Source organism: Flavobacterium sp. GNP008 (assembly GCF_056428965.1).
Genome location: NZ_JBWJVL010000001.1, coordinates 457611 through 469399, shown reverse-complemented (window position 1 = coordinate 469399; position 11789 = coordinate 457611). Strand labels below are relative to the sequence as shown.

At 35.9% G+C, this 11789-nt stretch carries 11 protein-coding genes and 1 rRNA gene; 9 read left to right on the top strand and 3 right to left on the bottom strand.

Annotated features, from left to right (window positions below; translation table 11 throughout):
* Positions 1-27 precede the first annotated feature (27 nt).
* From AC0608_RS02190 to AC0608_RS02170, 5 genes are all read left to right on the top strand, one after another.
* Positions 28-822 (top strand): energy transducer TonB, encoded by a 795-nt coding sequence (locus tag AC0608_RS02190; protein WP_417959370.1) that lies wholly within the window; start codon positions 28-30, stop codon positions 820-822.
* Positions 822-1052 (top strand): hypothetical protein, encoded by a 231-nt coding sequence (locus AC0608_RS02185; protein WP_417959371.1) that lies wholly within the window; start codon positions 822-824, stop codon positions 1050-1052. Before AC0608_RS02190 ends, AC0608_RS02185 begins: the two co-directional genes overlap by 1 nt.
* 3 nt (positions 1053-1055) lie before the next feature.
* Positions 1056-1976 (top strand): PstS family phosphate ABC transporter substrate-binding protein, encoded by a 921-nt coding sequence (locus tag AC0608_RS02180; protein ID WP_478287975.1) that lies wholly within the window; start codon positions 1056-1058, stop codon positions 1974-1976.
* Positions 1966-3666: a tetratricopeptide repeat protein gene (locus AC0608_RS02175; protein WP_478287974.1), complete on the top strand. Its 1701-nt coding sequence runs from the start codon at positions 1966-1968 to the stop codon at positions 3664-3666. Before AC0608_RS02180 ends, AC0608_RS02175 begins: the two co-directional genes overlap by 11 nt.
* A gap of 235 nt (positions 3667-3901) precedes the next feature.
* Complete coding sequence (locus tag AC0608_RS02170; RefSeq protein ID WP_478287973.1) at positions 3902-4534, top strand: 7-carboxy-7-deazaguanine synthase QueE; 633 nt, start codon at positions 3902-3904, stop codon at positions 4532-4534.
* Between the two features lie 115 nt (positions 4535-4649).
* On the opposite strand, the gene AC0608_RS02165 is transcribed toward AC0608_RS02170, so the two are convergent.
* On the bottom strand, positions 4650-5198 hold the full coding sequence (locus tag AC0608_RS02165; RefSeq protein ID WP_478287972.1) for a YfiT family bacillithiol transferase: 549 nt from the start codon (positions 5196-5198) through the stop codon (positions 4650-4652).
* Positions 5199-5223: 25 nt separating this feature from the next.
* A complete protein-coding gene (locus AC0608_RS02160; protein WP_478287971.1) occupies positions 5224-5931 on the bottom strand; it encodes a class I SAM-dependent methyltransferase in 708 nt (235 codons plus the stop codon).
* An 85-nt stretch (positions 5932-6016) separates the two neighbouring features.
* Here AC0608_RS02160 and AC0608_RS02155 point away from each other — a divergent pair, with 85 nt between their 5' ends.
* The gene (locus AC0608_RS02155) at positions 6017-6511 is read left to right on the top strand and encodes a YkgJ family cysteine cluster protein (RefSeq protein ID WP_417959377.1); all 495 of its coding nucleotides are present in this window, start codon (positions 6017-6019) and stop codon (positions 6509-6511) included.
* Between the two features lie 35 nt (positions 6512-6546).
* Here the strand turns inward: AC0608_RS02155 and AC0608_RS02150 are convergent, their stop codons facing one another.
* Positions 6547-7761 (bottom strand): exo-beta-N-acetylmuramidase NamZ family protein, encoded by a 1215-nt coding sequence (locus AC0608_RS02150; protein ID WP_478287970.1) that lies wholly within the window; start codon positions 7759-7761, stop codon positions 6547-6549.
* 112 nt (positions 7762-7873) lie between these two features.
* Between AC0608_RS02150 and AC0608_RS02145 the strand changes: the two genes are divergently transcribed.
* From AC0608_RS02145 to AC0608_RS02135, 3 genes are all read left to right on the top strand, one after another.
* Positions 7874-9109 carry an ABC transporter permease gene (locus AC0608_RS02145; RefSeq protein WP_417959379.1) on the top strand — a complete coding sequence of 412 codons (1236 nt, stop codon included), beginning with the start codon at positions 7874-7876 and terminating at the stop codon, positions 9107-9109.
* A gap of 809 nt (positions 9110-9918) precedes the next feature.
* Positions 9919-10074, top strand: coding sequence for a hypothetical protein (locus tag AC0608_RS02140; RefSeq protein ID WP_478287969.1), 156 nt, complete (start codon positions 9919-9921; stop codon positions 10072-10074).
* Between the two features lie 77 nt (positions 10075-10151).
* Positions 10152-11665: ribosomal RNA gene (locus AC0608_RS02135) — 16S ribosomal RNA — on the top strand.
* Positions 11666-11789 lie beyond the last annotated feature (124 nt).

Genomic DNA, 11789 nt, shown 5'->3' with positions numbered 1-11789 from the left:
TACTCTATAACCTAATAATTAAGAAAAATGAAATTAGATATATTCACAAACCAATGGCTTGATATTGTATTCGAGGGTCGTAATAAGGCTTATGGCGCTTATGAGCTTAGAAAATCAAATACCAAGACCAATATTAAAGCTCTTATCATTGGTGCATTTGTTTTCGCTTTTGCAGTTGGTGCTCCACTTATTTTAAATTTGCTACCAGATTCTTCGGATGATGACCAAGTATTAGATACTAAAATTGTAAGCATCAAATTGCCACCCAAAGAGGAAATTAAAAAAAATATTCCACCACCACCGCCACCGCCACCAAAAGTTGATCAACAAAAATTTGTGAAACCAGTCGTTGCAAAAGCGGAGGAAGTTACTGAGGAACCGCCAAAAACGGTAGAGTTAAAAGATAAGAAATTAGGTTCTGAAACTATTAAAGGAGATCCAGATGCAGTTTTAACTGTTGAGCCAGTAGGTACTGGAACTGCTGCTGTAGTAGAAGAAGTTGATAACCAAATTTACAATACTGCCGGAATTGAAGTTAAGCCTGATTTTCCAGGTGGAATCGAGAAATTTTACAAATTTGTTGGGAATAATTACCAAACTCCAGAAGAAGAAGGATTAAAAGGTAAAGTGTATGTTACTTTTGTCGTTGAAAAAGACGGTTCATTAACTGATATTAAAGTAATCAGAGATATTGGTTATGGAACAGGAAAAGAAGCGATTCGAGTTTTGAAAAAATGTCCTAAATGGACTCCAGGAGAACAAAATGGTAAGAAAGTAAGAGTACTGTATTCACTTCCTATTACTATCCAATCTGCGGAATAATGTTAGAGAACATACTTAATAATATTAAGAAGAAATCGCTTAAAGAGCGATTTCTTCTCGTTTTAGGAATTTTGTTTTTTCTGGTCTATCTTGTTTTAGGTTTATTCATTATCTTTATGAAGAATTTTCCTCTAACAATGGAGCCTGCTTACAGAGTTGCTTTTGGAGTTTTACTCATTGTGTATGCTTCTTTTAGGTTTTTTAGAATTATTAATGATAATAATAACTAGATTATGAAAAACTATGCTAAACTTCCGTATTTTATTTTTGTCCTAGTAAGTATATTAATCATTGCTTGTAATCAAACGAATAGTTCAAAGAATGATGAAACTATTTTGAAAGGTTCAACATCTATTTTTGTTGATGAAACTTTGACTCCTATAATTGAAGATCAAGTAGCTGTTTTTGAAAATAATTACGAGGCTAAAATAAAAATTGTTTCAAAATCTGAATCTGAAACTGTAAATTCTTTATTCAATGAAAAAGGAGCGATTGCAGTTTTATCCAGAAAATTGACTGCACAAGAACTTAAGATTTTTCAACAAAGAAAAATTAATCCTAAAATAACCGTTTTTGCCACGGATGCTGTTGCTTTTATTTCTAATAAAAATAATAAAGACACAATTATAGCGCTAAAAGATGTTATAAGTTTTATGCAAGGTAAATCAATTCCAGCTATTAAAGGATTGGTATTTGATAATTTAAATTCCAGTACAGTGCGGTACATGAATTCATTAGCGGGTATTAAATCTATTCCTCAAAAAGGTGTTTTCTCTTTTAAAACTAATGACGAAGTTATAAAGCACGTATCGCAAAATGTTGGAATGATTGGGGTCGTAGGGGTGAACTGGCTTTCTCAGCCTCTACCAGCAATGCAAAATTTTGTTGATAATGTAAATACGTTAAGTGTAAAAGGGCTTACAAGTAAGGAGTACTTTTTGCCATCACAAAATAATATAGCAGAAAAAAAATACCCTTTGGCACGTGATTTGTATATAATAAATTGTCAAGGATACTCTGGTTTGGGAATGGGTTTTGCATCATTCGTAGGCGGTGATATCGGACAAAGAATAATTTTAAAATCTGGATTGTTACCTGTACGTATTCCAACAAGGAAATTTACAATAATTAAAAGCCAAAACAATGAAAAATAAATTAACTACAATGACAATGAATAAATTAACAGCCTTAAGCGTGGCCTTGTTGGCTTCAGCTTTTACGACTCAAGCTCAAGACATTAATCAAGCAAAAAAAGCGATAGATGCAGAGCAATTTGAAAGTGCAAAAACAATTTTGAAATCAATTATTAAAGCGAAACCTTCAAATGGAATGGCTTTTTATACTTTAGGAAATATTTATCTTACACAAAGTGTTGAGGATTCTGCTAAAATCTATTTTCAAAATGGATTAACAGCTTCTGAAAGTGCTAAATTGAACTATATTGGTTTAGGTCAAATGGATTTAGATAAAAATGATCTTGCTGGCGCTCAGGCAAAATTTGCTCTTGCTACTAAAGACATGAGAAAAAAAGATGTTCAGGAATTTGTATACATAGCCAGAGCATACATGAATGCTACAAAGCCCGATTATAAAAGTGCTATTGCAATTTTGACTCGTGCAGCAATTAATAATTCTCAAGATGCGCAACTGCAACTTGCTTTAGGAGACGCTTATTATGGCGAAGGCAAACAAAATGAAGCTTATGTAGCCTATAGAAGTGCTTTTCAATTAGATAATACTTTGCTTAGAGCTAAAATGCAATTAGGTGTTTTGTTGAAAGGAGCTAAATCCTATGACGAAGCGTTGAAAGCATACAACGAAGTTATCGCATTAAATCCTGCTTATGGACCTGTTTACAGAGAATTAGCTGAAACATATTACAAAATAGCTCGTAATAAGCCTTCACAAGCTGCAGTGAATTATAAGACTGCAATGGGATACTATGATAAATACATGTCTTTAACAGATTATTCGATTCATTCTAGAATGCGTCGTGCTGATTTTCTTATCTTAATTGAAGATTATGTAGCTCTTGAAGCAGAAGCTAATAAAATGATCGAGTTGGATAAAGTTAATCCAAGAATCTATCGCTATTTAGGATACGCTGCTTATAAAAACGGTAATGTTGATGTAGCTATCAAATCATTAGAAAGTTTCATCAATGCTCCAGCAAACAAAGCGATAGCTTTAGATTATTTGTATTTAGGATTGACTAAAATTAAGAAAGGTACTAGCGCAGACAAACTTTCAATTGATCCAATTGCTTTTCAAGCAGGTTTAGTGGACATTAAGAAGTCTATAGAAATGGAACCTTTAGCAGTTCAGGATTTAAGCGAAGTTGGTAAAAACTTATTTACGCAAAAATTATACAAAGAGTCAGCTGCAATATTTGAATTTGGCGCTAATACTAAAGAGTCAACAAATTATCTTGATGATAATGTGTATTTTGGATTAGCTAATTACTATGCTAATATCAATAAAGGAAAAGATGTAAAAGTTGATGTTGTCGCTTTGCAAAAAGCTGACGCCGCTTTCGAAAAAGTATTAGTCGCTTCTCCAACATATCTTGAGGCTTATCTTTATAAAGCAAGAAATAATAGATTGCTTGAAAAAGATGATTTAATGGTTAAAAATTATGAAGATTATATATCAAAAACTACTGAATTAGGAGTTGAAGAAACTTCCAAACCAGCAGTAAAAGCTAAAATTATAGAAAGCTACAACAATATGGCAGCAAGTTTCGCTAATACGGATAAACCTAAAGCCATAGAATACTTTAAAAAGACATTAGCTTTAGATCCAACAAATAGTTATGCTTTAGAATCTATTAAAATTTTAAAATAATTTTTTTTTACTCAAAAAACCGATAGTGAAAACTATCGGTTTTTTTATGCCATCGATTTAGTAATTTAGGTTGTTACGAAAGTAGACACTCACTTATTTTGTGGATTTAACTGTTTTTTTAGTGATGAGTCTAATTATCAAATCATTTTAACTATTGAAACTTTATTACTTTAGTCTAAGTTTTCAAATTAACTCCTTTTCAAATTAACTATCTTTGCGTTTTTAAAATTAAATAATGTTATCAAAGGAAATACAATTAGAAGTCAATAAAGGAGCAATGCTTCCATTGATGGAAGAATTCTACACCATTCAGGGAGAAGGATTTCACACAGGTACTGCTGCATACTTTATCAGGATTGGTGGATGTGATGTGGGCTGCCACTGGTGTGATGTTAAAGAAAGTTGGAATGCTGAATTGCACCCACCTACTAGTGTTGATCAAATTGTTAGGAATGCAAGTAAGTATTCAGAAACTGTTGTGGTTACTGGTGGAGAACCTTTAATGTGGGATATGAATTTGCTAACGCAAAATCTAAAAGAAAAAGGTAGAAAAGTACATATTGAAACTTCTGGAGCGTACCCACTTACGGGAACTTGGGATTGGATTTGTTTGTCTCCAAAAAAGAATAAATTACCAACTCAAACGGTTTACGATAATGCACACGAGCTAAAAGTAATCATTTACAATAAGCACGATTTTATTTTTGCCGAAGAGCAAGCCGAAAAAGTCAATGATAATGCTATTTTATTCTTGCAGCCAGAATGGAGTAAAAAAGAAGAAATGACTCCGTTGATTGTTGAATATGTTATGAACAATCCGAAATGGCGCGTATCGCTGCAAACACATAAATATTTAAATATTCCTTAAAATTGAAAACCCCAAACAACAATTGCTGTTTGGGGTTTTGAATTAATAGATAGTTCAGTTATTTTTTGTAATCGTATTGCCTAGCCCAGATATAGCGAATAGCTGGAAATAGCTCCTAAAAGGACCACCTTTTTTGTTTTTTTAATTCGGTGATATGAGCTAAGTGGTGGTTTCCATGCCAAGCATAGGTTGCGATTATTTCTTTCAGGTTGAATTCCGTGTCATGCTCGGGATGAATGAAGGACTTTTCCAAATCGGCTTCGGTAAGACTATTCATTAAATAAGCCAAACGAAAGTGCAATCCTTCCAGAAATGAAAGTGTAGGCTGGATTGGCATTGTTGTATTATCATGTAATTCTGCCCAACGATCTTCATGATACGCTTTTATTACAGGTTTGTCTTCAGTCAATGTCCATTTGATTCTAAGGAAACAATTCATGTGACTGTCGGCGCAATGGTGAATGACTTGACGAATCGTCCAACCATCTTGACGGTATGGTGTGTCGAGTTGTTCCTCAGTTAAATGAATCACTTCTTTTTTTAATCGTTCTGGGAAACTTGCGATTTCTGCTGTTTTATTATGGAGATATTCGGTTGAATAATTTTTCGGCGTCACAAATTTCCCAATGGGATAACGTAATTTTTCCAATACTGAATTTTCCATTCTATAATTGATTTTTATGTGTTGTCTAAATGGATAGTTTTGCTAAATAATCAAAATGCTCGCCTTCAAGAATCAACTCGCATTGCAATCCATTGTCTAAAGCGGCATTTTGCAGAGTATTATAATCAATAAACATCCAGTCGAATGGTTTTTCCTTCTCGCCTTTGTATGAAATATTAAAAATAATTTCGCCATAATATTCATTTTGGGAAGGAATCCACTTTCCACCGTCTTCATCATCATCAAACATATAAATTATATCAGAACTGTCTAACAGAATTTGTCCGCCAGGATTCAATAAAGATTTTAGTTTTAAAAGGAAATTCGGGATGTTTTTCAGTTTTCCGCACATTCCAGCACCATTCATCAATAGGAGTATCGTATCGTATTTCTCGTTTTCTAATGTCAGTACATCCTGAACTTTTGCTTTTTTTAGTCCGCGAAGGGTACACGCTTCGATAGCATTAGGAGAAATGTCGATTGAAGTAACGTCTAAATTGCGTTCATTTTGCAAAGACAAACTATGACTTCCTGCACCACAACCTACATCCAGAATTTTACCTTTGGCCAGTTGTAGCGCTTTTTGTTCCATTTTAGGCATTTCATCATAAGAACGAAACAAATAAGCAACGCTCATTTCGTCTTCTTCAGATATCGTGGTTTCTGTAATTAAATCTTCTGGTGAATTATTGGTTTGAAAATCAAGTATGGCTTTGCCAAAAAGGTCTTTCATTAGAGTTGCTGTGTTAATTTAGTTATTTGTTGATTTGTTTTAAGTAATTTTGCAGAATGTTTTATTGAATAACCCGAATCTACGCATGAATACTATTATAAACAATCTTCCTAAAGAAGCCAAAGATAAGCATATCGAAAACAAAAAGTATTTCGACAAGCTGAAAAAGAAGACACCAAAGAATTTAGATTACGTGATGCAGGATTTGCATGATGCTGAATTCAAGAAAATGGATTGTTTGAAGTGTGCAAATTGCTGTAAAACTACGGGACCTTTATTTACAGATGCTGATATTGAACGTGTTTCAAAATACCTACGCCAAAAGCCTCAACAATTTATCCAGCAATATCTTCAAATCGATGAAGACAGAGACTATGTATTGCAAAGTGTTCCTTGTACTTTTCTGGATAATGAAAATGCGTGTATGATATATGATGTCCGTCCAAAAGCGTGCAGAGAATTTCCGCATACGGACCGAAAAAAGTTTCAACAAATTACAGATTTAACTCTAAAAAACGTTGCGATATGCCCGGCAGCGTTTAATATCGTAGAGGAAATGAAAAGGAAATTGCCTTTATAACTAATTTATGGCAAGTCTTGCTTCTTGTTTCTTTTTTAATATATCAAATATTTCATTCTCATTGCCTTAAACTCAGTTAACCCTTTCTTCCAACTTTCCCTAATTTCCTTTTCCGAAGTTCCATTTTCTATTTGCTGTTGCAGTTTTTTAGTTCCTGCTAATTTTGTAAAAAAAGGATTGAAAAATTTTGATTTATCGGTTGTGGCCCGATAGGCTTCAATCAACCATTTTAATTCTAATTGATTTACTCTTGAATGTTTTGATAAATCTTGACCATTGCATTCTATACCATTGTAAACAGGATTTTGTGCCCCTAAATTTGGTTTTGGAATAAAGCTAAAGTTACTTTTCGCTAAATAAGGAGAGCCGTAAATCTGAAACTGCTTTTCAGTCCCTCTTCCAACGCTCACATTGGCTCCCTCAAAAAGACACAAACTCGCATATAGATTCACGGCTTGGTCATTCGGAAGATTTGGTGAAGGTTTTATAGGTAAACTATAATTCATTGTACGGTTGTAATTAATACAGGGAATTACGGTCAGTTTACATTGTGCACCGCTTTGTAACCATTTTTCACCATTTATCATTTGTGCATACTCGCCAATTGTCATTCCGTGTAACAGTGGAACTGGATGCATACCCACAAAACTAGAAAATGCTGTTTCTAAAACGGGTCCGTCAATAATACTTATATTAGGATTCGGTCGGTCAAGAAGTATAAGCGGAATGTTATTTTCGGCGCATGCTTCCATAATATAATGCAACGAAGAAATATACGTATAAAATCGTGCTCCAACATCTTGCAAATCAAATACAATGATATCAATCCCGGCCAATTGATCAGGTTTCGGTTTTTTATTACCGCCATATAGAGAAATAATTAGCAGTCCAGTTTTAGAATCTCTTCCGTCAACTACATGTTCACCCGCATCAGCCGTTCCTCGAAAACCATGTTCAGGTGCAAATATTTTTTGAATAGCGATATTTTTCTCTAATAGAAAATCAACTAAATGAATTTTGTTAGTAAGGATTCCAGTTTGGTTCGTTACAATCCCAATTTTCTTATTCTTTAATAATGGGAGATAATTGGCATAGTTCTCGGCTCCGGTTAGTATTGTTCCGGATGAATTGTTTTTACGTCTTTCTAAATCCGATTTTATAGTGCTGAGGGCTGCTTTTCGGGCTAAGCAAGAGGTCGAAGTGATTGTTAAAAACACAAAACACAGTAATTTTTTGAAAAATGGTTTCATAGAGCGGTTCAAATAAAATTAAGGCCAATTAGTGTAATTCGTGTTTTAGCTGTATTTTTGGCTAAGGCAACGCAAACTGGCGGAGCAAATCCAAATTAGAAACGCAATCAAATTGAATTTAGAGTATTTCATCGCCAAACGCCTTATCACTGCTAAAGAGTATAAAAGTAGCATATCTGCGCCAATTATAAAAATTGCTATTTCGGCAATTGCCATTGGAATGATAATGATGATAGTTTCTGTTGCTACAGGAATCGGATTGCAACAAAAAATCAGAGAAAAAGTTTCTGCTTTCAACGGACATATTATTATTTCAAATTATGACAACAATCAATCCGAAGTTACATTAATTCCAATTTCTAAAAAGCAAGATTTTTATCCAAAGTTTACCACCGTACCTGGAGTAAGCCATGTTCAAGCGATCGCTAGTAAAGCTGGAATAATAAGAACTGAAAATGCTTTTGAAGGAATTATTTTCAAAGGAGTTGGAGACGATTATAAATGGGACAATATAAAGGAATATCTTGTGTCTGGTAAATTACCGGATTATTCAAAAAATGTCAATCAAGAAGTGCTAATCTCACAATTCCTTGCCAATAGATTAAATTTGAAAGTTGATGATATGTTCAATACATTCTTCATTAAAGAAAATCAAAATCAGTTGCCCAACATCCGAAGATTTAAAATCACAGGGATTTTTAATTCCGGTTTTCAAGAATTCGATGCCACCTATATAATAGGTGATATTCGGCACATGCAGCGTATCAATAAATGGGCTCCAGATCAAATTGGTGCTTTCGAAGTTTTTGTAGACGATTTTAATACGATAGAATCTACCGGAGAGCAGGTTTATGCTAAAACAGCATCAACATTAGACAGCAAAACGATAATTGAGAAATACAGTTATATATTCGAGTGGCTTCAACTATTTGATTTCAATATCATTGTTATATTAGTAGTCATGATACTTGTAGCCACCATCAATATGGTAGTAGCACTATTGGTACTGATTCTTGAGCGAACCCAAATGATAGGGATACTAAAAGCATTAGGTGCCAATAACTGGTCAGTGAGAAAAATATTTCTCTACAATGCCTTTTACCTTATTATAAGAGGACTGTTTTGGGGGAACTTAATTGGAATTTCATTATTGTTAACCCAACAACAATTCGGTATAATCCAATTGAATCCCGAGAACTATTACGTCAATCAAGCACCAGTTTATCTCAATTGGGGATACATACTTTTATTGAACCTGCTTACCGTGACCGTTTGTTTCGTGGTACTATTAATTCCCTCCTATATAATAACCAAAATTTCACCAGTCAAAGCCATACGTTTCGATTAGATTTTCATTTTGGCGTTCCACCTTATATAACGAGAGGCAATTATCTAAAAGGATAGTTGCCTCTGTTTATATAAGGAGTCGAGCTATTCGCTGTAAGTCCTCGCAAAACTCCATTTCATTTCGTTTTCCTTTGGGCTTTTCGCTGCTATCCCTAACGCAAACTTTGGTAAGCCAGTATTTTTAGTTATTTCGAGCAATATTATGATACCATATATAGGAGTGAAAAAGTAATAGCACAATTTAGTTCTACATAATGTATAGGACAAAACCATTAGTTAGTTTAATTTGTGTTTGAATAATGACACGGAAGTAAGATTTGAAAGAGCAAAGCGTAGTGATGAGCTACAAATAGCGCAATGATGTTTAAATTTCGAAAGATGTATCAAACAAAGCAATACTTCTGATGATACCCTTTCCTTACTGAAATAGGGTATTTTGACAATAAAACGAGTTTACTAGTTGTTTGATTGTAGTTTTGTTTAAAAAGATTTGGTTTCAAAAAACTTGATATCAGCTAGTTAAAGATTAGGTTAAGAAAAGGTCAAAAAAAAGCGATTAAAAAGCTTGTAAAAGCGAATAAAGGGTGTAGTTTTGCACCCGCAATGACGCATACGTTCTTTTAAACACTGGCAAGAAAAACGAATCAAGGAGAAAATTTATTTTCAAAAAAAGATTGTAAAAAGCTTGTGAGATTAGAAAACGGAAGTTACATTTGCACCCCGCAAAACGCGCAATGTTCCTTGACAGATTGGTAGTAAAACGAGAAGAAAGAGAGATAGAAATATTTCTAAAAAAACTTCAAAATTTTCTTGCCAGTTGAAAAAAGAAGTTGTACTTTTGCACCCGCTTCCAGAGAGACACAATATGAATCAAACGAAGAGAGAAACAAAGAAGAACACGTTCCTAGACATATTGAATTGACAGCCGTTTTAAGAGAGATCTTAAGACAAAAGAATAAAGAGTAATAGAATCGAGAGATTTGAAAAAACCACTAGAATTTAGTCGAATAACAATAGCTTGAATTTATTCAAGCGTACAATATACGATGAAGAGTTTGATCCTGGCTCAGGATGAACGCTAGCGGCAGGCTTAACACATGCAAGTCGAGGGGTATAGTTCTTCGGAACTAGAGACCGGCGCACGGGTGCGTAACGCGTATGCAATCTACCTTTCACAAAGGAATAGCCCAGAGAAATTTGGATTAATACCTTATAGTATATATGAATGGCATCATTTATATATTAAAGATTTATCGGTGAAAGATGAGCATGCGTCCCATTAGCTAGTTGGTAAGGTAACGGCTTACCAAGGCAACGATGGGTAGGGGTCCTGAGAGGGAGATCCCCCACACTGGTACTGAGACACGGACCAGACTCCTACGGGAGGCAGCAGTGAGGAATATTGGACAATGGGCGCAAGCCTGATCCAGCCATGCCGCGTGCAGGATGACGGTCCTATGGATTGTAAACTGCTTTTATACGAGAAGAAACACTCCGACGTGTCGGAGCTTGACGGTATCGTAAGAATAAGGATCGGCTAACTCCGTGCCAGCAGCCGCGGTAATACGGAGGATCCAAGCGTTATCCGGAATCATTGGGTTTAAAGGGTCCGTAGGCGGTCAGATAAGTCAGTGGTGAAAGCCCATCGCTCAACGGTGGAACGGCCATTGATACTGTCTGACTTGAATTATTAGGAAGTAACTAGAATATGTAGTGTAGCGGTGAAATGCTTAGAGATTACATGGAATACCAATTGCGAAGGCAGGTTACTACTAATTGATTGACGCTGATGGACGAAAGCGTGGGTAGCGAACAGGATTAGATACCCTGGTAGTCCACGCCGTAAACGATGGATACTAGCTGTTGGGAGCAATCTCAGTGGCTAAGCGAAAGTGATAAGTATCCCACCTGGGGAGTACGTTCGCAAGAATGAAACTCAAAGGAATTGACGGGGGCCCGCACAAGCGGTGGAGCATGTGGTTTAATTCGATGATACGCGAGGAACCTTACCAAGGCTTAAATGTAGATTGACCGGTTTGGAAACAGACTTTTCGCAAGACAATTTACAAGGTGCTGCATGGTTGTCGTCAGCTCGTGCCGTGAGGTGTCAGGTTAAGTCCTATAACGAGCGCAACCCCTGTCGTTAGTTGCCAGCGAGTCATGTCGGGAACTCTAACGAGACTGCCAGTGCAAACTGAGAGGAAGGTGGGGATGACGTCAAATCATCACGGCCCTTACGCCTTGGGCTACACACGTGCTACAATGGCCGGTACAGAGAGCAGCCACTGGGTGACCAGGAGCGAATCTATAAAACCGGTCACAGTTCGGATCGGAGTCTGCAACTCGACTCCGTGAAGCTGGAATCGCTAGTAATCGGATATCAGCCATGATCCGGTGAATACGTTCCCGGGCCTTGTACACACCGCCCGTCAAGCCATGGAAGCTGGGGGTGCCTGAAGTCGGTGACCGCAAGGAGCTGCCTAGGGTAAAACTGGTAACTAGGGCTAAGTCGTAACAAGGTAGCCGTACCGGAAGGTGCGGCTGGAACACCTCCTTTCTAGAGCCCGAATGTTAGTTGTGTAAACAACACTTTTGGGAAAGAAGACGAAAGTTCGAGAAGGAAACAAATGTTGAAATTATATTACTCTTGCTGTTAGTTCAAATAATACCATTTAAGAATA

Bases quoted from the DNA above. Each gene is read 5' to 3' on its own strand.
- AC0608_RS02175 (WP_478287974.1), top strand. From the start codon at position 1,966: ATGAAAAATAAATTAACTACAATGACAATGAATAAATTAACAGCCTTA.
- AC0608_RS02185 (WP_417959371.1), top strand. From the start codon at position 822: ATGTTAGAGAACATACTTAATAATATTAAGAAGAAATCGCTTAAAGAG.
- AC0608_RS02165 (WP_478287972.1), bottom strand. From the start codon at position 5,198: ATGGAAAATTCAGTATTGGAAAAATTACGTTATCCCATTGGGAAATTT.
- AC0608_RS02170 (WP_478287973.1), top strand. From the start codon at position 3,902: ATGTTATCAAAGGAAATACAATTAGAAGTCAATAAAGGAGCAATGCTT.
- AC0608_RS02160 (WP_478287971.1), bottom strand. From the start codon at position 5,931: ATGAAAGACCTTTTTGGCAAAGCCATACTTGATTTTCAAACCAATAAT.
- AC0608_RS02190 (WP_417959370.1), top strand. From the start codon at position 28: ATGAAATTAGATATATTCACAAACCAATGGCTTGATATTGTATTCGAG.
- AC0608_RS02180 (WP_478287975.1), top strand. From the start codon at position 1,056: ATGAAAAACTATGCTAAACTTCCGTATTTTATTTTTGTCCTAGTAAGT.
- AC0608_RS02155 (WP_417959377.1), top strand. From the start codon at position 6,017: ATGAATACTATTATAAACAATCTTCCTAAAGAAGCCAAAGATAAGCAT.
- AC0608_RS02150 (WP_478287970.1), bottom strand. From the start codon at position 7,761: ATGAAACCATTTTTCAAAAAATTACTGTGTTTTGTGTTTTTAACAATC.